This is a genomic window from Staphylococcus sp. FSL W8-1268 (assembly GCF_038003965.1).
Classification (GTDB): domain Bacteria; phylum Bacillota; class Bacilli; order Staphylococcales; family Staphylococcaceae; genus Staphylococcus; species Staphylococcus hominis.
On sequence record NZ_JBBOQE010000001.1, the window covers coordinates 820,442 to 843,595 of the forward strand.

Annotated in this window: 18 protein-coding genes and 2 rRNA genes; 10 read left to right on the forward strand and 10 right to left on the reverse strand. The window is 34.8% G+C overall.

The window, feature by feature from the left end:
- Positions 1-181 precede the first annotated feature (181 nt).
- Positions 182-3,103: ribosomal RNA gene (locus NST64_RS04180) — 23S ribosomal RNA — on the forward strand.
- A 67-nt stretch (positions 3,104-3,170) separates the two neighbouring features.
- Positions 3,171-3,285: ribosomal RNA gene (rrf, locus tag NST64_RS04185) — 5S ribosomal RNA — on the forward strand.
- Between the two features lie 170 nt (positions 3,286-3,455).
- Here rrf and ilvA read toward each other — a convergent pair.
- The 9 genes from ilvA to ilvD form a co-directional block, all read right to left on the reverse strand.
- Positions 3,456-4,724 (reverse strand): threonine ammonia-lyase IlvA, encoded by a 1,269-nt coding sequence (ilvA, locus tag NST64_RS04190; RefSeq protein WP_002448279.1) that lies wholly within the window; start codon positions 4,722-4,724, stop codon positions 3,456-3,458.
- 12 nt (positions 4,725-4,736) lie between these two features.
- The gene (gene leuD, locus NST64_RS04195; RefSeq protein WP_002448274.1) at positions 4,737-5,306 is read right to left on the reverse strand and encodes a 3-isopropylmalate dehydratase small subunit; all 570 of its coding nucleotides are present in this window, start codon (positions 5,304-5,306) and stop codon (positions 4,737-4,739) included.
- Between the two features lie 3 nt (positions 5,307-5,309).
- Positions 5,310-6,680 carry a 3-isopropylmalate dehydratase large subunit gene (leuC, locus tag NST64_RS04200; protein ID WP_002448264.1) on the reverse strand — a complete coding sequence of 457 codons (1,371 nt, stop codon included), beginning with the start codon at positions 6,678-6,680 and terminating at the stop codon, positions 5,310-5,312.
- 17 nt (positions 6,681-6,697) lie between these two features.
- Positions 6,698-7,741: a 3-isopropylmalate dehydrogenase gene (leuB, locus tag NST64_RS04205; RefSeq protein WP_002448270.1), complete on the reverse strand. Its 1,044-nt coding sequence runs from the start codon at positions 7,739-7,741 to the stop codon at positions 6,698-6,700.
- Entirely contained in the window at positions 7,741-9,273 is a 1,533-nt protein-coding gene (locus tag NST64_RS04210; protein WP_002455078.1) for a 2-isopropylmalate synthase, read from the reverse strand. Before NST64_RS04210 ends, leuB begins: the two co-directional genes overlap by 1 nt.
- A gap of 20 nt (positions 9,274-9,293) precedes the next feature.
- On the reverse strand, positions 9,294-10,298 hold the full coding sequence (gene ilvC / locus NST64_RS04215; protein ID WP_002448272.1) for a ketol-acid reductoisomerase: 1,005 nt from the start codon (positions 10,296-10,298) through the stop codon (positions 9,294-9,296).
- Positions 10,299-10,414: 116 nt separating this feature from the next.
- Positions 10,415-10,654: an ACT domain-containing protein gene (locus tag NST64_RS04220; RefSeq protein ID WP_002448278.1), complete on the reverse strand. Its 240-nt coding sequence runs from the start codon at positions 10,652-10,654 to the stop codon at positions 10,415-10,417.
- Positions 10,651-12,369, reverse strand: coding sequence for a biosynthetic-type acetolactate synthase large subunit (gene ilvB / locus NST64_RS04225; RefSeq protein WP_049417677.1), 1,719 nt, complete (start codon positions 12,367-12,369; stop codon positions 10,651-10,653). The genes NST64_RS04220 and ilvB overlap by 4 nt, the downstream gene beginning before the upstream one ends.
- Positions 12,370-12,387: 18 nt before the next feature.
- Positions 12,388-14,076 carry a dihydroxy-acid dehydratase gene (gene ilvD, locus NST64_RS04230; RefSeq protein WP_002448260.1) on the reverse strand — a complete coding sequence of 563 codons (1,689 nt, stop codon included), beginning with the start codon at positions 14,074-14,076 and terminating at the stop codon, positions 12,388-12,390.
- A 442-nt stretch (positions 14,077-14,518) separates the two neighbouring features.
- Here ilvD and tsaE point away from each other — a divergent pair, with 442 nt between their 5' ends.
- From tsaE to tsaD, 4 genes are read left to right on the forward strand one after another with little or no spacing between them, the layout of a single operon-like run.
- Complete coding sequence (gene tsaE / locus NST64_RS04235) at positions 14,519-14,980, forward strand: tRNA (adenosine(37)-N6)-threonylcarbamoyltransferase complex ATPase subunit type 1 TsaE (protein WP_002448263.1); 462 nt, start codon at positions 14,519-14,521, stop codon at positions 14,978-14,980.
- Positions 14,961-15,626, forward strand: coding sequence for a tRNA (adenosine(37)-N6)-threonylcarbamoyltransferase complex dimerization subunit type 1 TsaB (gene tsaB, locus NST64_RS04240; protein WP_002448261.1), 666 nt, complete (start codon positions 14,961-14,963; stop codon positions 15,624-15,626). The genes tsaE and tsaB overlap by 20 nt, the downstream gene beginning before the upstream one ends.
- An 11-nt stretch (positions 15,627-15,637) precedes the next feature.
- The gene (gene rimI / locus NST64_RS04245) at positions 15,638-16,063 is read left to right on the forward strand and encodes a ribosomal protein S18-alanine N-acetyltransferase (protein WP_370597081.1); all 426 of its coding nucleotides are present in this window, start codon (positions 15,638-15,640) and stop codon (positions 16,061-16,063) included.
- Positions 16,056-17,081: a tRNA (adenosine(37)-N6)-threonylcarbamoyltransferase complex transferase subunit TsaD gene (gene tsaD, locus NST64_RS04250; RefSeq protein ID WP_107632473.1), complete on the forward strand. Its 1,026-nt coding sequence runs from the start codon at positions 16,056-16,058 to the stop codon at positions 17,079-17,081. Before rimI ends, tsaD begins: the two co-directional genes overlap by 8 nt.
- A gap of 335 nt (positions 17,082-17,416) precedes the next feature.
- Here the strand turns inward: tsaD and NST64_RS04255 are convergent, their stop codons facing one another.
- A complete protein-coding gene (locus NST64_RS04255) occupies positions 17,417-19,354 on the reverse strand; it encodes an ABC-F family ATP-binding cassette domain-containing protein (protein ID WP_002448285.1) in 1,938 nt (645 codons plus the stop codon).
- Between the two features lie 246 nt (positions 19,355-19,600).
- Between NST64_RS04255 and NST64_RS04260 the strand changes: the two genes are divergently transcribed.
- From NST64_RS04260 to NST64_RS04275, 4 genes are all read left to right on the forward strand, one after another.
- Entirely contained in the window at positions 19,601-20,239 is a 639-nt protein-coding gene (locus NST64_RS04260; protein ID WP_002455084.1) for a redox-sensing transcriptional repressor Rex, read from the forward strand.
- Positions 20,240-20,382: 143 nt separating this feature from the next.
- The gene (locus NST64_RS04265) at positions 20,383-21,471 is read left to right on the forward strand and encodes a YeeE/YedE family protein (protein WP_172457926.1); all 1,089 of its coding nucleotides are present in this window, start codon (positions 20,383-20,385) and stop codon (positions 21,469-21,471) included.
- 17 nt (positions 21,472-21,488) lie between these two features.
- The gene (locus tag NST64_RS04270; RefSeq protein ID WP_002448268.1) at positions 21,489-21,713 is read left to right on the forward strand and encodes a sulfurtransferase TusA family protein; all 225 of its coding nucleotides are present in this window, start codon (positions 21,489-21,491) and stop codon (positions 21,711-21,713) included.
- A 110-nt stretch (positions 21,714-21,823) separates the two neighbouring features.
- Positions 21,824-23,068 carry an ammonium transporter gene (locus tag NST64_RS04275; RefSeq protein ID WP_002448259.1) on the forward strand — a complete coding sequence of 415 codons (1,245 nt, stop codon included), beginning with the start codon at positions 21,824-21,826 and terminating at the stop codon, positions 23,066-23,068.
- The last annotated feature ends 86 nt before the right edge of the window (positions 23,069-23,154 follow it).

A 23,154-nucleotide genomic window follows, 5' to 3' on the forward strand; every position in this document is an offset into this window, starting at 1 on the left:
TATTTTGTTATAATACTTAGATGTGATTATTAATTAATGACATTGTACATTGAAAACTAGATAAGTAAGTAAATAGATTTTACCAAGCAAAACCGAGTGAATAGAGTTTTAAATAAGCTTGAATTCATAAAAAATAATCGCTAGTGTTCGAAAGAACACTCACAGATTAATAACTATATTAGATTAAGTTATTAAGGGCGCACGGTGGATGCCTTGGCACTAGAAGCCGATGAAGGACGTTACTAACGACGATATGCTTTGGGTAGCTGTAAGTAAGCGTTGATCCAGAGATTTCCGAATGGGGAAACCCAGCACAAGTTATGTTGTGTTATCGACAAGTGAATTCATAGCTTGTCAGAAGGCAGACCCGGAGAACTGAAACATCTTAGTACCCGGAGGAAGAGAAAGAAAATTCGATTCCCTGAGTAGCGGCGAGCGAAACGGGAAGAGCCCAAACCAATAAGCTTGCTTATTGGGGTTGTAGGACACTCTATACGGAGTTACAAAGGAATATATTAAACGAATCATCTGGAAAGTTGAATCAAAGAAGGTAATAATCCTGTAGTTGAAAATATATTCTCTCTTGAGTGGATCCTGAGTACGACGGAGCACGTGAAATTCCGTCGGAATCTGGGAGGACCATCTCCTAAGGCTAAATACTCTCTAGTGACCGATAGTGAACCAGTACCGTGAGGGAAAGGTGAAAAGTACCCCGGAAGGGGAGTGAAAGAGAACTTGAAACCGTGTGCTTACAAGTAGTCAGAGCCCGTTAATGGGTGATGGCGTGCCTTTTGTAGAATGAACCGGCGAGTTACGATCTGATGCAAGGTTAAGCAGAAAATGTGGAGCCGTAGCGAAAGCGAGTCTGAATAGGGCGTGTAGTATTTGGTCGTAGACCCGAAACCAGGTGATCTACCCATGGTCAGGTTGAAGTTCAGGTAACACTGAATGGAGGACCGAACCGACTTACGTTGAAAAGTGAGCGGATGAACTGTGGGTAGCGGAGAAATTCCAATCGAACTTGGAGATAGCTGGTTCTCTCCGAAATAGCTTTAGGGCTAGCCTCAAGTGATGATTATTGGAGGTAGAGCACTGTTTGGACGAGGGGCCCCTCTCGGGTTACCGAATTCAGACAAACTCCGAATGCCAATTAATTTAACTTGGGAGTCAGAACATGGGTGATAAGGTCCGTGTTCGAAAGGGAAACAGCCCAGACCACCAGCTAAGGTCCCAAAATATATGTTAAGTGGAAAAGGATGTGGCGTTGCCCAGACAACTAGGATGTTGGCTTAGAAGCAGCCATCATTTAAAGAGTGCGTAATAGCTCACTAGTCGAGTGACACTGCGCCGAAAATGTACCGGGGCTAAACATATTACCGAAGCTGTGGATTGTCCTTTGGACAATGGTAGGAGAGCGTTCTAAGGGCGTTGAAGCATGATCGCAAGGACATGTGGAGCGCTTAGAAGTGAGAATGCCGGTGTGAGTAGCGAAAGACGGGTGAGAATCCCGTCCACCGATTGACTAAGGTTTCCAGAGGAAGGCTCGTCCGCTCTGGGTTAGTCGGGTCCTAAGCTGAGGCCGACAGGCGTAGGCGATGGATAACAGGTTGATATTCCTGTACCACCTATAATCGTTTTAATCGATGGGGGGACGCAGTAGGATAGGCGAAGCGTACGATTGGATTGTACGTCTAAGCAGTGAGATTGAGTGTTAGGCAAATCCGGCACTCTTAAGATTGAGCTGTGATGGGGAGAGGAAATTGTTTCCTCGAGTCGTTGATTTCACACTGCCGAGAAAAGCCTCTAGATAGAGATTAGGTGCCCGTACCGCAAACCGACACAGGTAGTCAAGATGAGAATTCTAAGGTGAGCGAGCGAACTCTCGTTAAGGAACTCGGCAAAATGACCCCGTAACTTCGGGAGAAGGGGTGCTCTTTAGGGTGCAAGCCCAGAAGAGCCGCAGTGAATAGGCCCAAGCGACTGTTTATCAAAAACACAGGTCTCTGCTAAACCGTAAGGTGATGTATAGGGGCTGACGCCTGCCCGGTGCTGGAAGGTTAAGAGGAGTGGTTAGCTTCTGCGAAGCTACGAATCGAAGCCCCAGTAAACGGCGGCCGTAACTATAACGGTCCTAAGGTAGCGAAATTCCTTGTCGGGTAAGTTCCGACCCGCACGAAAGGCGTAACGATTTGGGCACTGTCTCAACGAGAGACTCGGTGAAATCATAGTACCTGTGAAGATGCAGGTTACCCGCGACAGGACGGAAAGACCCCGTGGAGCTTTACTGTAGCCTGATATTGAAATTCGGCACAGCTTGTACAGGATAGGTAGGAGCCTTTGAAACGTGAGCGCTAGCTTACGTGGAGGCGTTGGTGGGATACTACCCTAGCTGTGTTGGCTTTCTAACCCGCACCACTTATCGTGGTGGGAGACAGTGTCAGGCGGGCAGTTTGACTGGGGCGGTCGCCTCCTAAAAGGTAACGGAGGCGCTCAAAGGTTCCCTCAGAATGGTTGGAAATCATTCATAGAGTGTAAAGGCATAAGGGAGCTTGACTGCGAGACCTACAAGTCGAGCAGGGTCGAAAGACGGACTTAGTGATCCGGTGGTTCCGCATGGAAGGGCCATCGCTCAACGGATAAAAGCTACCCCGGGGATAACAGGCTTATCTCCCCCAAGAGTTCACATCGACGGGGAGGTTTGGCACCTCGATGTCGGCTCATCGCATCCTGGGGCTGTAGTCGGTCCCAAGGGTTGGGCTGTTCGCCCATTAAAGCGGTACGCGAGCTGGGTTCAGAACGTCGTGAGACAGTTCGGTCCCTATCCGTCGTGGGCGTAGGAAATTTGAGAGGAGCTGTCCTTAGTACGAGAGGACCGGGATGGACATACCTCTGGTGTACCAGTTGTCGTGCCAACGGCATAGCTGGGTAGCTATGTATGGACGGGATAAGTGCTGAAAGCATCTAAGCATGAAGCCCCCCTCAAGATGAGATTTCCCAACTTCGGTTATAAGATCCCTCAGAGATGATGAGGTTAATAGGTTCGAGGTGGAAGCGTGGTGACACGTGGAGCTGACGAATACTAATCGATCGAAGACTTAATCAATTTTTTCAAGTTTTGCGACGCAAATCTTTACTTACTATCTAGTTTTGAATGTATAATCATTCACTTGTCTGGTGACAATGGCAAGGAGGTCACACCTGTTCCCATGCCGAACACAGAAGTTAAGCTCCTTAGCGCCGATGGTAGTTGGACTGACGTTCCGCTAGAGTAGGACGTTGCCAGGCAAATCATTGTATGGATGCGATGACCCGATATTGAGACTGTGAGGTCTCTTTTTTTTATGTCGAAATTTATAGAAAGTGTTTGGAGCTAATGAATTGAGAAGTGGAAGTATTAAACTAAAAAAATAATAAAACTTCTTCAATAATATACTGAAGAAGTTTTTAATATTATCTCAAATTAATAATGAATACAACATTTTATTTTCATTAATATAAATATTTGATGGATCAAATTCATCGACATTATGTTTTAATTGTTCTAAATCTTGATGATTATTTAACTGAATGCCAATAATAACAGTACCAGTATTTTGAGAAGCTTTTTTTAGATATTCAAATTTAGTAATATCATCTTGAGGACCTAAAACATCATTAACAAATTCTTTTAAAGCTCCTGGACGTTGAGGGAAGTTTAAAATGAAATAATGTTTCATTTCTTCATATAAAAGTGAACGTTCTTCAATTTCTTTCATACGATTAATATCATTATTTCCACCACTGACTACGCATACTACAGTTTTTCCTATAATATTGTCTTTATAAAATTCAAGAGCTGATACACTTAATGCACCTGCTGGTTCTGCTACTATTGCTTGTTTAGAGTACATATCTAAAATTGTAGAACATACTGCACCTTCATCAATTTGTAAGTAGTCGTTGACGTATTGTTTGACAATATTAAAGGTAATATCACCAACACGGGCTACTGAAGCGCCATCAACAAATTTATCTATATGTTCTAAAGTTACAACTTTATTTTGAACTACTACAGATTCATACATACTACTTGCTCCGGCAGGTTCGACGCCAATGATTTGTGTATGTGGACTATGTTCATGCATATATGTACTTACACCGGATATTAGACCTCCGCCTCCAATAGCTGCAAAGAGATAATCAAATTGAATCATTTCTTTTTTTGCTTCTAATAAAATTTCTTTTGCTAATGTCCCTTGACCAGCGATAGTATAAATATTGTTGAATGGATCAATAAATGTCATATGATGCTCATCTGTATAAACTAAAGCTTCTTTTAAACAATCGTCAAATGTATCACCAGTTAGAACGATTTCTACATTTTCTGCACCAAAGAATTTAACTTGATTTACTTTTTGAAGAGGGGTTGTCACTGGCATAAAGATAACAGCTTTTAAATTTAATGCTTTAGCAGTATAAGCTACTCCTTGGGCATGATTACCAGCGCTTGCGCAAGTAATACCTTTTGATTTAGCTTGTGTGTCTAATACTGAAATAGCGTTATAAGCACCACGCAATTTAAATGAGCGTACCCATTGCAAGTCTTCTCTTTTTAAATAAACATTACAATTATATTTTTGTGAAAGATAATGATCATATTGTAATGGTGTTTCTTTCACCACATCTTTTATACGTAAATAAGCTTCGTCTACATCAGTAGCTGTTACCGTTGTCTTTAAAACCATTTGTTATCATCCTTACATTGTTTTCTCATATTTCTCTATTAATTCTTCATATTTTAATGTAATAGCAATATCATCTAATCCATTTATAAGTTTATCTTTCCAAGTTTCATCTATATCAAAGTGGAAAGATTGATTATTTGCTGACACAGTTTGATTTGGTAAATCAACCGTTATATTATTTTGATTGGCTAGATATTTTCTAGATTGTTCATTTAAAACAATAGGTAACATTCCATTTTTTGTACAATTCATATAGAAGATATCGCTAAAACCACCAGCAATAATAATATTAAAGCCAAAATCTTTTAAAGCCCAAGCAGCATGTTCACGACTTGAACCACAACCAAAGTTGTCTCCAGTAATAAGAATTGAAGCACCTTTATATTTTGGTTTGTTTAGATTAAAATCTGGGTTATCTGATCCATCAGGTAAATAACGCCATTCATCAAAAGCAAAGGGTCCAAAACCAGTTTTAGTAATTCGTTTAAGATGAACTTTTGGAATAATTTGATCTGTATCAATATTATCGTTAAACAAAGGGACTACTTTACCTGTGTATTGGGTGATAGGCTGAATATCCATTACTTATACAACCACCTTTCTTACGTCAACAAATTTACCATTTATTGCTGCGGCTGCTGCCATGGCTGGAGAAACAAGATGTGTACGTGCACCTTTACCTTGCCGACCCTCAAAATTTCGATTACTTGTTGAGGCACAATGGACACCTTCTGGTACTTGGTCAGGATTCATTCCTAAGCACATGGAACATCCAGGTTCTCTCCATTCAAAGCCTGCTTCTTTAAATACTTTGTCTAATCCAAGAGATTCTGCTTCTTTTTTTACTGTACGTGAGCCAGGAACAACAATAGCAGTAATTTTAGGATGTACTTTTTTTCCTTTTACGATATGGCTTGCTTCTATCAAATCTGATAGGCGAGCATTAGTACATGAACCTAAAAAGACATAACCTAAATCGATATCTTCTGCTTTTTGACCAGGTTTCAGTCCCATATAGTTGTATGCCCGTTCATCATTAATATTTTGAATTTCTGGAAATGGAGAACTAAAATTTACACCCATCTCTGGATTTGTGCCCCATGTTACTTGAGGTTCTAAATTTGTTACATCAAGTGTAATCACTTTGTCAAAATGAGCGTTTTCATCTGAATATAGTTTCTGCCATTCTCCAATAGATTGATTAAAATTTTGTGCATATGGACGACCTTTGATATATTCAAATGTAGTTTCATCCGGTTGAATAATACCGTATTTAGCTCCACCTTCAATGGCCATGTTACAAATTGTCATTCGACCCTCCATGGATAGTGATTGAATTGTTTCTCCAGTAAACTCAAGTGCATAGCCTGTTCCGAAATCTACACCATATTGATTGATTAAATGTAAAATAATATCTTTAGCATACACACCAGGTTGTAATTTACCAGAAACTTCAATTTTAAGATTTTTAGGTTTTGTTTGCCATAATGTTTGAGTTGCAAAAACATGTTCTACTTCACTTGTTCCAATGCCAAAAGCAATAGCACCAAATGCCCCGTGAGTTGCTGTATGTGAGTCACCACATACGATTGTCTTACCTGGTTGTGTTAATCCAGTTTCAGGGCCTACCATATGAACGATACCCTGCTCATCGGAACCCATATCAAAAATATGTACCCCAAAATCTTTGGCATTTTTCTGTAAGGTCGTAATCTGTTTATTAGCAATTTCATCTCTAATATTAAATATATCGATTGTAGGAACATTATGATCAAGAGTTGCAAAGGTTAAATCTGGACGTCTAAGTTGTCTTTTTTGAAGTCTTAATCCTTCAAAAGCTTGAGGAGAGGTCACTTCATGTATAAGATGCAAATCTATGTATAAGAGTTGAGGTTCGCCTTCTTTACCAGTTAAAACATGTTTATTCCAAACTTTATCAAATAATGTTTGAGCCATTATTTATGTACCTCCCTTTATTGATAACTTTTTTTAAGTAACTCAAAGATTTCTGAAGTTTTATAGTGTCCTCCAAGGTCTTTTGTTGTTTTACCAATTTTAATTAAATGATATACAGCATCTTCTAATTCTTCTGCTGCTACACTTTGATTTAAACTTTCTCTTAAACACATTGCTAGTGACAATACCATTCCAAATGGATTAGCAAGATTTTGATTAGCAATGTCAGGCGCTGAGCCATGAATAGGTTCATAAAGTCTAGTACCATGTTCACTAAAACTTGCCGAAGGGGATAAACCAAGTGAACCAGGTATTACTGAAGCTTCATCACTTAAAATATCACCAAAGAGATTTTCAGTAACAATGACGTCGAATTGTGAAGGATGAGTAATCAAATGCATACTACACGCATCAACGAGTAAATGATTTAATTCGATGTCCGGATAAGACTTGCTTACTTCAGTAACAGTTTTTCTCCAAAGTTTACTTGAAGCAAGGACATTCTCTTTATCTACAGAAGTTACTTTTTTATTACGAGTACGTGCTAATTCAAATGCAACTTTAGCAATACGTTCTATTTCAGCTTTAGTATAAATAAGAGAATCTAATGCTTCAGAATGATTAATATGTCTAGGTTCACCAAAATAAATGCCACTCGTTAATTCACGAACTATAACTAGGTCTGTATGTTTAACACGCGCTTCTTTTAAAGGTGAAAATTGACTGGTACCTTCAGTCACTTTAGTAGGACGAATATTAGCAAATAAGCCTAACTTTTTACGTAACGCTAATAATCCTTGTTCTGGACGATTATTAGGATCTGTCCATTTTGGTCCTCCAACTGCTCCTAATAAAATCGCATCTGCTTCTTGACAGGCAGAGAGTGTTTCATTAGGAAGGGGAGTGCCATGTGTATCAATGGCGGCTCCTCCAAAATCATAACTTTTTAAATTATAGGTGAAATTGTATTTCTTACTTATTATTTCTAATAGTTCCAAACTTCCATTTAAAATTTCAGGACCGATGCCATCTCCGGGTAAAGCAACAATTTTATATGTCATTATTTATTACCTACTTTCTCTAAATCTTGGGCAATATATTTAGCATGAGCTTCCACATATGCTTTACAAGAAGCTTGAAGTATATCATGATCGATACCTATGCCATTAACATGTTGATTTTCAATAACAAGCTCAACATGAACCTCAGCTTGTGCATCTGTACCTTCAGTAACTGAATCAATTCTATAATCGATTAGTTCACTATCCTTTTTAAAAATACGATCAACAGCATTGTAAATTGCAACAATTGATCCTGTACCAATGCTTGAGTCTTGATAAATATGACCTTTTTTATCTTTAATGACAACAACAGCACTTTGTAGACCATTTGAAACGTATTGTAATTGTAAAGTTTCTACTTGATAAATTGCATTTTGTTCATGTTCAGAACCTTGAATCATCGCATGAATATCTCGATCAGATACTGATTTTTTCTTATCTGCTACTGCTTTAAATTGTTTGAATAACTCGATTTGTTGTTTAGGTTCAATGTCATAACCTAACGTTTTAAGTTTTTCAGCAAAAGCATGTTTACCAGAAAGTTTGCCTAAAGGTAATTCATTTTTACTTATTCCAACAAGTTGAGGCGTCATGATTTCGTACGTTTCAGGATTTTTAAGAACACCATCTTGATGAATACCTGATTCATGACTGAAAGCATTTTGACCAACAATTGCTTTATTTCTTGGAACTCGAATGCCTGCATATCTAGAAATTAATTCTGAAGTCAATTTAGTTTGCTCTAATTTTAATTTTGTTTCAATACCATAATGATCTTTGCGAACGTATAGTGCTAATGCAATTTCTTCTAATGCAGTATTACCTGCACGTTCACCAATACCATTTACAGTACCTTCAATGCGTTTCGCACCATTTTCAATTGCAGCTAAGCTATTTGCTACTGCCATACCCAAATCATCATGACAATGTGCACTATAAATAATTTCTTTTTCTGATTTAACATTTGTAATAAGAGATTTAAAAATGGCACCATATTCACTTGGATAGCTATATCCAACAGTATCTGGAATATTGATTATTGTAGCTCCAGCATCAACAGCTGTTTGAACAGATTTTATAAGGAATGCTTGATCTGTTCTTGATGCATCTTCTGGTGAGAATTGTACTACATCGAATAATGATTTAGCATAACTGACATGTTCTTTAATTGATTCTAAGACTTCTTCTTGAGTCATTTTTAGCTTATGCTCTAAATGGATAGGGGAAGTAGCAATAAATACATGAACACGTGGTTTAGTAGCACATTTTGTTGCTTCATATACTGCATCAATATCAGATTTTTTACATCTTGCTAATCCACACACTGCAGTGGTAGTTAATGCTTTAGAGATTGCTTCTACTGATTTAAAGCTTCCAGTACTTGAAGCGGGGAAGCCTGCTTCAATAACATCGACTCCCCATTTTTCAAGTTGCTTAGCAATACTTAAACGTTCATCAAATGAAAAATTCACACCAGGTGTTTGCTCTCCATCTCTTAACGTTGTATCAAATATTTGAATATGGCTTTCCATTTTTAACATCTCCTTACATTTTATTTTTGAATGCTTTTAGATTTAATAAATGGCATCATTTTTCTTAGTTCACGACCCACTGCTTCAATTTCATGACCGTGTTGTTGTTCACGCAATTCATAAAATTCTTTAAATCCATTTTCGTTATCTTTAACAAAGCGATTAGCGAAATTACCATTTTGAATATCTTTAAGTACTTCTTTCATATTGTCTTTAACATCTGGAGTAATGACACGTGGACCAGATACGTAGTCACCAAATTCAGCAGTATTTGAAATTGAATAACGTACATTTTCCATACCGCCTTCATACATTAAATCAACGATAAGTTTCATTTCATGTAGTACTTCAAAATATGCTAATTCTTTTTGATATCCAGCTTCCACTAATGTCTCGAAACCACTTTGAATCAGTTTATGAATTCCCCCACAAAGTACAGCTTGTTCACCGAATAAGTCAGTTTCAGTTTCCTCTTTAAATGTTGTTTCAATAACACCAGCACGTGTAGCACCAATACCTTTTGCATAACTTAAAGCAATGTCACGTGCATGACCTGTAGCATCTTGTTGAACACCAAATAATGCTGGCACAGCTGAACCTTCAACAAATGTACGTCTTACTAGATGACCAGGACCTTTAGGTGCTACTAAGAAGACATCTACATCTTTAGGTGGTTCGATGACGTTAAAATGAATATTAAATCCATGTGCAAAAGCTAATGCATTACCAGCTTCTAAATTTGGAGCAATTTCATTTTTATATACATTACCTTGAATTTCATCAGGAAGTAATACCATAATAACGTCTGCTTGTTTAACTGCTTCAGCCACTGGATAAACATCTAATCCATCTTCTTTAGCTTTATTAAATGAATCACCTGGACGAATACCAACTCTTACGTCGTAACCGTTATCTTTAAGGTTTTGAGCATGTGCATGGCCTTGAGAACCGTAACCGATAATAGCGATTTTTTTACCTTGTAGTGCATCTTTTTCTACTGATTGATCATAATAAACTTTTGTCATAATACTTTCCTCCATTAGTTAAAAAATTCCGAATATTGAAAAGGTAATAATTAACTTCATGATGTTAGACATTAAATATGATAATTGATGTAAAATGCTAGCGCATCATCTAAGAATTAATCATTCACATCTTCAATATTAATAACACTGACTTGTTTTTTTAATTTAGTAATTAAAATTCGATATACATCTTCATCCTCAATATGAACTTTGATTGTCATATCAGATATGCCATCTTCACTAGCAGGTTTTACATATAATTCATTGATATTGTACTGTAATCTTACAAAAGCACTTGTGATTCGATTTAACGTACTGACTTGGTCAGCTACTTTTAATTTTAAAGTTCGGTTCATTCTAGACCCTCCATTTCATGATTAGCTTTACCACTAGGAATCATAGGGTTTACAGGTTCCGCTGGAGAAATTCTTACTTCAATTAAAGCAGGACCTTCATAATTAAAAGCTTCATCTAATTGCGCTTTTAATTTATTAGGATGATCGATTAAGAAGCTTTTAACACCGTAAGCTTCAGCCATTTTAATAAAATCTGGTTGATCATTAAAAACAGAATGTGAAAAACGTTGATTAAAGAATTTATCTTGCCATTGTTTTACCATTCCTAATGTACCATTGTTAATTAAAACAATTTTTACATTTAGGTGATATTCAGGTAATAACGCCATTTCTTGATTGGTCATTTGGAATCCACCATCACCTACAAAACAAACAACTGTTTTATCTGGAGCTGCGAGTTGTGCACCAATTGCTGAAGGAATACCGAATCCCATTGTTCCTAATCCACCACTTGTAACCCATTGACTATGATGTTTAAAAGGATAAAATTGTGCTGACCACATTTGATGTTGACCTACATCTGTAGTGACGATGGCTTCACCATTTGTGATTTTACCAATATATTCAATGGCTTCTTGTGGACGACAAAATGTATCATTAGCTTCTTTGTATTTAAATGGATGTTTTGATTTATTATCTAAACAATGGTCTACCCATTCTTTGTATGTAGCATGACTTTGATGTTCAGTAACTAATGCTTCTAATACTTTTTTACAATCTGCAACAATTCCGAGTGTTGTAGGAATCACTTTATTAATTTCTGATTCATCAATATCAATGTGTACTACTTTAGCGTTGGGTGCGAATTCGTTAGGATTACTAGCCAAACGATCATCAAATCGACTACCTAAATTAATGAGTAAGTCACATTCAGTGAGTGCCATGTTACTTGCATAAGAGCCATGCATACCGCCCATACCAAGGAAAAGGGGATTTTCATATGAAATAGCACCTAGACCTAATAAAGTTGTAACAACAGGAATTTGATGTTGAGTAACAAATTCAGTTAATAAAGCATTTGATTTTGAGTGATTGATACCTGCTCCAGCTAAAACGACAGGTTTTTTTGCATGATTTAAATATTGAGAAAGTTGTTGAATATCTTCTTTATTTGGATTTTCAGTTACTTGATATGAAGGTAAATGAACCTCTTCTTCAAGTGGAGCAGAAGAAGTTAAAACACCCATATCTTTTGGGAAATCAATGACTACAGGTCCTTTACGTCCAGTATTTGCTAAATAAAATGCTTCGTGAACAATTCTAGGGATATCATCTACATGTTTAACTTGGTAATTAGCTTTTGTAATTGGCGTTGTCATTGATAATAAATCAGCTTCTTGGAATGCATCTTTACCAATACCAGGGGTTGCCACTTGTCCGGTAAATACGACTAAGGGTAGAGAATCACAATAAGCATCAGTAATACCAGTGATAGCATTTGTAGCTCCAGGACCACTTGTTACGACGACGACACCTGGTTTGCCTGAAACACGTGCATATCCTTCAGCGGCATGGGTAGCACCTTGTTCATGACGTGCAAGAATATGTTTAATTTTTTCATCATAAAATGTATCGTATAATGGTAAAACTGCGCCACCTGGATATCCAAAAATGAAATCAACATCTTCGTGTACAAGTGCTTCTACTAATAAGTCAGAACCGCTTCGAGTTGTAAGTGTTTCAGTTTGTTTATTACTTTCCTTTGTTTTTGACATATTTATCGCTCCTTAAATTTAAATAAGATTTTCTGGGACTTGCATAATACCACCCGTATTTGCACTGGTTACTAAAGCAGTGTATCTTGCAAGATAACCTGTTTTTACTTTAGCTTTAAAAGGCTCAAGTTCTTCTTTACGTTTATACAATTCTTCTTGAGGCTGATTAACGTCTAAAGTTCGATTTACTAAGTCAATAGTAATTTCATCACCATCTCTAATCAGACCAATAGGACCTCCTGAGGCTGCTTCTGGTGAAATATGACCTACAGCGATACCACGAGTGGCTCCAGAAAAACGACCATCCGTAATTAAAGCAACATCTTTTCCTAAACCTCTTCCGACGATAGATGATGTAGGAGCTAACATTTCTGGCATACCCGGACCTCCTTTAGGTCCTTCATATCGAATGACAACTACGTGACCTTCACGAACTGTTTTATTATCAATTGCTTCTACAGCTGCATCGTGTGAATCAAAGCAAATTGCTTTTCCTTTAAATACTTTAATTGAAGGATCAACACCACCAACTTTAATTACTGCACCTTTAGGAGCAATATTACCGAATAAGACGGACAATCCGCCTTCTTTATCATATGGAGCATCTAAAGAATGAATAACATCGAAATTTTTAATCTCTTTACCTTGGTTATTTTCTCTTAATGTTTTACCAGTAACTGTTAGTCGATCTGGATGTAGGGTTCCTTCTTTTTTCATTAATTCATTAATGATTGCTGGACATCCGCCAGCTTCATGAACATCGTGCATAGAATAAGAAGAACTTGGTGCAATCTTAGATAAATAAGGCGTTTTTTTAGCAATTTCATTAATTCTTTCTAAGTCATATTCAATTCCAGCTTCATTAGCAATTGCTAATGTATGAAGTACAGTATTTGTTGAACCACCCATTGCCATATCTAAAGCAAATGCATCATCAATTGCTTCTTTCGTAACAATATCACGAGGTTTAATGTCATTTTTTATATTTTCTACCAATTGAAATGCTGCTTGTCTAATCATTTCACGACGTTGATCGCTTACTGCTAAAGCTGTACCGTTGTAGGGAAGTGCTAATCCTAAGACTTCCATTAAACAATTCATAGAATTTGCTGTGAACATTCCTGCACATGATCCACATGTTGGACAAGCATTTTGTTCCATATCTAAAAATTCTTCTTTAGTAATTGAACCTTCTTTAAAAGCTCCGACTGCTTCGAACATAGACGATAAAGTTAAAGCTTTTCCTTGAGCAGATAAACCAGCTTTCATTGGACCACCTGAACAAAAGATAGCAGGGACATTCGTTCTAACAGCTGCTAATAACATTCCAGGTGTAATTTTGTCACAGTTAGGAATATAAAATACACCATCAAACCAATGAGCATTGATAACAGTTTCAGCCGCATCTGCAATAATTTCACGTGACGGTAAGGAATATCTCATACCAATATGTCCCATTGCTATTCCATCATCGACACCAATTGTATTAAATTCAAAAGGAATTGCACCTGCTTCACGAATCGCTTCTTTTGCAATATCTGCTAATTCTCTTAAATGAACATGTCCAGGAACGATATCGATATATGAATTACAAATTGCTACAAAAGGCTTATTCATGTCAGTAGGACTTTTAAGTGCTCCTGTCGCGTGTAATAGGCTTCTTGCTGGTGCTTGATGATCACCTTTTTTTATCATGTCACTTCTCATTTATTCATTCCCCCATAAATTACTAATTATTAAAATAAAAAAACGCCCCAATAAAGTTGGGACGTTTTTAAGTCCCATTCAATGAGAAATAGGACTTAAACATTTAGTAAATTAAGCTACTAAAGTTCCAGCCCTGAAGAGTATAATAAAATAATTAAATTTTCTAGTGGTGACAGTGAATATGTAAATGATTGCATGGTATTATACTCCTTTCTTGAATGGGTGATTATTTGAATAGTTAGAATTGTATAAAAATTTGATAAATTTAATTTACACTAAACAGATATTAAAGTCAATACTCTTTTTAGAATTTTCTAACAATTTAGAGGAATGATTTATATTTTATTAATGAGAAATTTTTAGTAAAGTTTGTTACAATTATTAAGTTAAATTTAGATGAAATAACGAAGTGTAAAATAAACATGAGGAGAGAGAACAATACATGATACCTATCAAAAATTTAGATGAGATGGAACATTTTGCTAAAATTTTAATGAAGCATGTTGGTTCAAAAGATGTCATTTTATTGAATGGAGATTTAGGTGCTGGTAAAACAACGTTGACTCAATTTATAGGTAAATATCTAGGAGTAAAGCGTAATATTAATTCTCCTACGTTTAATATCATAAAATCATACAAAGGTAAGGAGTTAAAACTTCATCATATGGATTGTTATCGCTTAGAAGATTCAGATGAAGATTTAGGATTTAATGAATACTTTGAAGATGACGCTGTTACAATAATTGAATGGAGTCAATTTATACAGGAGTTCCTTCCGGAAGAGTATTTAGTGATTAATATTACGACTATAAATGAAAATCAACGACAAATTAATATAGCAGCAAAAGGCTATCATTATACTAAAATAAAGGAAGAGATAGACAATGAACTTACTGTTAATTGATACTTCAAATCAACCCATGTCAATTGCTTTGATGAACGATGATGAGGTTTTAGCAATAAAAACAACAAATAGTAAAAAAGATCATTCGAGCCAACTTATGCCTAGTATTCAATCCTTATTTAATGAATCGAATTTAAAAAAACAAGAATTAGATGGGATTGTTATTGCAAAAGGGCCTGGCTCTTATACAGGAGTGAGAATAGGCGTTACTGTAGCGAAAACATTAGCCTATGCTTTGAATACTAAATTATATGGTGTATCATCGTTAAAAGCATTAGCGGCTACTATAGATACGAATGATAAAAGAATTATCGTACCAATATTTGATGCTCGTCGCGAAGCGGTATATACAGGATTATATCAATATGAAAACAATCAATTAAATACAATTGAAAAAGACCAATATATTTCTTTAGAAGCGTTGCATAAAAAACTCAATGATTTAAATCAACCTTATGTGTTTGTAGGAGAGGACACGGAAAAATTATCTGAATTACTACATGGAGATATTGAGGCTAAACTGCCTAATGCAACTGTCATGAAACACTTGATTCATCAACCTGAGAACATTCATACGTTTGTACCAAATTATATAAAATTGTCAGAGGCGGAACGTAATTGGTTAAACCAACAGAAGAACAGTTAACCATTAGAGCGATGCAAGTCGATGATGTACCAAGTGTTTTCGATATGGAGAGAGAAAGCTTCAACGATAGTTCATGGACCATTGATGCATTTTACCATGAACTAAATGAAAATAACTTCGCAAAATACTTTGTTGTTATTTTTCAAGAAGAAATTATTGGATATTTAGGATTATGGATAGTAATAGATCAAGCTCAAATTACAACAATAGCAATCAAAGAATCATTCAGAGACTATGGATTAGGTCAGCTATTACTTAATTATGTGATGGACTATGCTAGGCATACTTGTGATGTGATGAGTTTAGAAGTGAGAATTACGAATGTGATAGCTCAACATGTATATAAAAAATTAGGGTTTCAATATGGCGGTAAAAGAAAAAATTACTATGGAGAAGGCGAGGATGCATTAGTGATGTGGGTGAATTTAAATGAATAGAGACATATTAATATTAGCGGTTGAAACAAGCTGTGACGAAACAAGTGTAAGTGTTATAAAAAATGGAAATACGATTTTATCTAATATTGTACTTAGTCAAATAGAAAGTCATAAACGTTTTGGGGGAGTAGTCCCTGAAGTTGCAAGTAGACATCATGTAGAGGGAATTACGACTACAATTGATGAAGCGTTATCTTCAGCTAATGTTACTATGGAAGATATCGATGCCATAGCTGTTACACAAGGACCTGGATTAATAGGGGCACTTCTAATAGGAATTAATGCAGCAAAAGCTTTAGCATTTGCTTATAATAAGCCAGTCATTCCTGTTCATCATATTGCAGGACATATTTATGCTAATCATCTTGAAGAACCGTTAGTCTTTCCTTTAATAGCATTAATTGTTTCGGGTGGACATACAGAACTCGTTTATATGAAATCACATTTAAATTTTGAAGTAATTGGTGAAACACGAGATGATGCTATAGGAGAGGCTTATGATAAGGTAGCAAGAACAATTGGTTTATCATATCCAGGAGGCCCAGCTATAGATGCACTTGCTTTGGAAGGAAAGGACACATACCATTTTCCTAGAGTATGGCTTGAAAAAGATAGTTATGATTTTAGTTTTAGTGGATTAAAAAGTGCAGTGATTAATAAGTTACACAATCAACGACAAAAAAATGAAGACATAAAAAAAGAAGATGTTGCTACCAGTTTCCAAAATAGTGTTGTCGATGTATTAAGTACAAAGGCTATTAATGCTTGTAAAGCTTATCATGTTGAACACCTTATTGTAGCTGGCGGAGTAGCTAGTAACAAAGGATTAAGAGAACGATTAAATCATTTGTGTAAAGAAAATAACATTAAACTTTCAATACCTAATTCAAAGTTATGTACAGATAATGCTGCTATGATTGGTGCTGCTGGATATTATTACTATAAAGCTGGTGTAACTTCATCTCTAGATTTAAATGGAAAAAATAATATAGATATTGAAGATGTAACAGTTGAATAATAAAGTAAAAAGTAATTGAACTTAAAATCAAATAAGTTTCAATTACTTTTTTATTTAATTAGGTTAATATATTGACTTATGATATATGTCAATAGAGAACGTGTGTACTTATCAACAAATAGTTAATATCTTGTGGATAAAAAGGGGGCAAAGATGTGAATATAGTTTAAATGTTGTGTAAAAGTTATGTGAATTATTATCGTTCGCGTTGTGGATAACTAGGATAAGTTCGTTGATAACTGAGATATCAGTATTTTAGTTGTTTATAAATTTGTGAATGAAATAAATAAAAAACTAGTAAAAATTTGATACTTTTACTAGTTTTCTTAGATGTATTAAATTTTTTCTTGTAATTCTTCCCATTCAGCCATAACATTCTCTAATTGTTGTTCGATACTTAATTTCTGCTCAGCAAGTTCATTTGCCTTAATAGGATCATTAAAAATATCAGGCTGAGTCAATTGTTGATCAATTTGAGTAATGTGTTCTTCATATTTTTCGATTTGTTCTTCACATTGCTCAATTTGACGCTCAATTTTTCGTAATTCTCTCTTATATTGTTTTTGAGAAGCATATGTATTAGTCGTTGACGAATCGGTGTCTTCTAAATCAAGCGTTTCATCTTTATTGTTTTCCGCTTCAAATTCCTTTAACGCAGAAGCTTCTTCTGTTTTCTCAATAAAATATTGATAGTCACCTAAATACAGTTGACCGCCATCTTTATTTAAATCAAATACTTTATTTGCTAGTTGATTAATAAAATATCGATCATGGGAAACAAATAAAATTGTACCTTCAAAATCTTTTAACGCTTGTTCTAACATTTCTTTAGAATCTATATCAAGATGGTTAGTAGGTTCATCGAGTATCAAAACGTTATCGCGTTGTAACATAAGTAAAGCTAATTGCAAACGTGCTTTTTCGCCCCCTGATAAATCATTAATAACTTTTTTGACGTCATCTTGAACGAATAAAAATCGTCCTAAAACAGCGCGGACATCTTTTTCATTCATCATAGGATATTGATCCCAAACATAATCTAATATTGTTTTATTAGATTTGAATTCTGCTTGTTTTTGATCGTAATATCCTATGTTTAAATTAGCACCATAAGTAATTTCTCCACCTAATGCTTTTTGACGATTTGCAATTGTTTTGATAAGGGTAGTCTTTCCAACTCCATTAGGCCCAATAATAGCAATATGGTCTCCTTTTGTAACTTCAATATTAATAGGAGCAGTGATAGGGGATTGATAACCTACTTCTAGATTACGGATATGCATCACATCATTGCCAGTATTTCTATCAAACCCAAACTGGATATTAGCACTTTTAGCATCCATCATTGGCTTATCGATACGTTCCATTTTTTCTAATGTTTTTCGACGACTTTTAGCCATACCGCTTGTTGAAGCCCGAGTAATATTTTTTTCCACGAAAGTTTCAAGACGTTTAATTTCTTCTTGTTGTTTTTCATATTCTTGCATTCTTAATTCATAGTATTTATCACGTTGAGTAATAAATTGCTCATAATTACCTACATAACGCTTCACATTTCCTAAAGCAACGTCATATATTTGAGTTACAATTTTATCTAAGAAGTATCTGTCATGACTAATAATAATGATGGCACCTTTAAAATATTTCAAATAATCTTCTAACCACTTAGTTGTTTCCAAGTCGAGGTGGTTTGTAGGTTCATCTAATAGTAATAAATCTGGCTCACTTAAAAGCATCTGTGCTAAAGATAAACGTGTTTTTTGTCCGCCACTAAAATCATTAATGGGTTTATCAAATTCTTCTTCAGTAAAGTTTAAACCATGCAATACTGTTTTAATTTTACTTTCATATTGATAACCTTCAAGTTGTTCAAATTGATTAGATAATGATTCATAACGCTCCATATGTTGTTTATAATCTTCTGAATCATAACTATCAACGTGAGCGGCTAACCAATCAGTTTCATCATTAATAAGCGTTTCCATATGCTTAATATGTTCAAATGGTTTTGACATTTCTTCAATTACAGTAAGAGAAGAATCAAGTGTCATTTGTTGAGTTAAATAACCAATACGTAAATTCTTGATTTTTGAAATATGACCACTATCATAATCTTCAACACCTGCAATAATCTTCATTAACGTTGATTTTCCAGCGCCATTTCTTCCTACTACGCCAATACGTTCTCCAGTTTTAACTTCAAAATTAACATGATTAAATATATCTTCACCATCAAACGATTTTGAAATATCATTTAATTGTAAAAGTATCATTCAAGTTTCACCTTTCTATCTATGTAACAATCACATTTATTTAACTTTAAATTTGACATTATTATATCATTTTACAATATAAGGTATGCTTAGGAAACTAAGATATTTATTTTTGAAATAGGTTACGGTATAATATTGCAGTATCCATAATAGGCATTATATATATTTCACTAAAATAACTAATTGCACTCTAGTTAGTTTGAATATATAGATCAAAAAGTTCAAACAAAAAGGGGGACATTGCATATGCCTCAAAATCAATCAAAAATACCTCGCGCTACATTAAAACGTTTACCTTTATATTATCGATTTGTTAATTCATTAAAAATTAAAGGTATTGATCGCGTGAGTTCTAAAACAATTAGTGAGGCTTTAGATATTGAATCAGCTACGATAAGAAGAGATTTTTCTTATTTTGGTGAGTTAGGTAAGAAAGGATATGGCTATAACGTTGAGAGTCTTTTAGAATTCTTTAAAACGGAGATTAGCGATAGTAATAATATTCACATTGCTATTGTTGGCGTAGGGAATTTAGGACGTGCATTACTTACTTACAATTTTTCAATACATGATGAAATGACAATTACAGCTGCATTTGATATTGATAAAGATATTGTTGGTACAACAGTTGGAAAAGTGACAGTAAAGCATATTGATGATATTTCATCTGAACTTCAAAAACAGAATATTAATGTAGTGATTCTTACTACACCAGGAAGTGTGGCACAATCTGTTTCAGATCGACTTATTAAGGCAGATGTAAAAGGTATCTTAAACTTTACTCCTGCTAGAATTGATGTGCCAAATGATGTTCAAGTTCATCATATCGATTTAGGTATCGAATTACAATCACTATTATTCTTTATGAAAAACTCTTCAAATTAATATTAAATTATTTTTTAAAGCTACAATGCATTTGCATTATAGCTTTTTTTATAAATATATTAATTCAATGGAAAATATTGAAATAGGTTAGTTAATCCATTATAATACCTTAGTAAATCAATCGGGAAAGGGTGTTTTATTTGATTTGGATGATTATTAGTGGATTAATCGTTGGCCTATTATTAGGTTTTGTTATGCAACGTACACGTTTTTGTCTTACTGGCGGATTTAGAGATATGTATGTTCAAAAAAATAATAAAATGTTTTATGCTTTGTTAGTGGCAATTACAGTACAAAGTATAGGCTTACTAGTTTTAACTGGTTTTGATGTATTAACAGTTTCTTATCAAACATTTCCAGTAATAGGTACGATTATTGGTTCATTTGTGTTTGGTATTGGTATAGTATTAGCTGGCGGATGTGCAACTGGCACATGGTATCGAGCTGGGGAAGGATTAATTGGTAGTTGGGTTGCTTTAATTATGTATGCTTTATCAGCAACAATTACCAAAGCTGGAATTCTATTACCTTTAATGAATAAAATTAATAAACCAACGAATGTAAATGCTAGTATGTCACAAACGACAGGCATACCAAGTTGGATATTAGTTATTATATTAACAGGTGTAACATTATTCTTAGTTATCCGTACATTACGTAAACCAAAACCCAAAATTGCTGTACCCAAATTAAAGCAAAGATATTCAGGAATACGACATTATTTATTTGAAAAGCGCTATCATCCATTTGTAGCTGGAATTATTGTAGGATTGATTGCTTTATTAGCATGGCCTATGAGTTATTCTACTGGACGTGAAGATGGATTAGGTATCACTACTCCATCAGCACATATTGTTCAATTCTTAATGAGTGGAGATTTAAAATTTATCGATTGGGGCGTTTTTTTAGTATTAGGTATATTTATTGGATCATATATTGCTGCTAGAGGAGCAAAAGAATTTAAATGGCGTTTACCAGATAAAATTACTATTAGAAATAGTGCTATTGGTGGTATATGCATGGGATTTGGTGCTTCAGTTGCTGGCGGTTGTTCCATTGGTAATGGATTAGTGGCGACTGCAACACTAAGTTGGCAAGGTTGGATTGCTTTAGCATCGATGATATTAGGTACATGGTTTATGAGTTACTTTATTTTCGTAAGACCAATGAAACAAATTCAAAAACAAACAGCTCAATCTACTCAAATATCTAAACAAACTCAAACAACTTAATTATTGGAGGACTGAATATGTTATACGAATTAGGAACTGTTGGAATGGTATGTCCATTTCCACTTATTGAAGCACAAAAGAAAATGGAAACATTAAAAAATGGTGACGAATTAAAAATAGACTTTGATTGCACTCAAGCAACTGAAGCAATTCCAAACTGGGCAGCAGAACAGGGGTATCCTGTAACAAACTATGAACAACTTGATGATGCTTCATGGACAATCACAGTTCAAAAAGCTTAAGTTTTTCTTTATAAATGTAATGTAATATGACAAATTGTGTCATTTAATCTTACGTGTTTTTGCTATTCTTAAAAACTATTAATATGATGTTTTTTAAGGAAGTGGTAAAAATGAAGATGGATGACACAATTTTTTTATTTCTGTGTATTTTATTAGTTTGGTTAATGACACCGGGATTGAGTTTATTTTATGGAGGCTTAGTTCAACCTAAAAATGTTTTAAATACAGTGATGCAAAGTATGGCCGCTATCATTATTGTTACGTTTACATGGGTGGTCATTGGGTTTTCTCTTAGTTTTGGTCATGGAAATGATTGGATAGGTAATTTTGATTTTATTGGTTTGCAACATGTAGGATTTAATACGAATGTTCAATTTAGTCCACATATTCCGTTTGCCTTATTTATGTTATTTCAGATGATGTTTTGTACCATTGCGGTTTCCATTTTATCAGGTTCAATTGCTGAGCGAATGAGATTTATTCCTTTTACCATTTTTATATTTATATGGGTAATTATGATTTACAGTCCTGTAGCCCATTGGGTATGGGGCGGTGGTTGGATTCAACAACTTGAGGCTTTAGATTATGCTGGAGGTACTGTGGTACATATTACATCAGGAGTATCAGGATTAGTATTAGCAATAATGATAGGTCACGGAAAAAAAGTAGAAAAACTACAGCCGAATAATTTACTTATTACACTTATAGGTGGTATTTTTGTTTGGATAGGATGGTACGGTTTTAATACAGGAAGTGCGTTTACTTTAAATGATATAGCAGTGATATCATTTGTAAATACTATCATCGCTGCAAGCGGAGGAGCATTTAGCTGGTTGATTCTTGAATACTTTTCTAATAAAAAGTTAAGCTTACTTGGTTTATTATCAGGTGTACTGTCAGGACTCGTAACCATTACACCAGCAGCTGGATTTGTAAACTACTTAAGTGCATACATTATTTCTATGATTGGTGGTATAGCATGTTATTTTGTGGTCAATTCTATAAAAGAAAAATTAAGATATAATGATACACTTGATGCCTTTGGTATTCATGGTGTTGGGGGTGTGATTGGTGCAATATTGACTGGTGTATTTCAATCACATAAAGTTAATAAAGATATATTAGATGGATTAATCTATACTGGTCATTTACATACTATATGGATACAATGTATTGCAGTTGTAGTAGTAGTCGTTTACTCGATTATTATAACTTTTATTATTGGAAAGACATTATCAATTTTTATGTCCCTTGCTACGACCGTTGAAGAAGATATGACAGGTTTAGATCAACTTGTGCATGGTGAAAAGGCATATTTTTATGGGGAATTAAATAAATTACATAAAAGGTATTGATATATATTTAAAATGTTAAAGTTTCATTAGTAAAACAGTATTTGAAGATAATCACGATATGATAAAATTAATATTATATTGATATT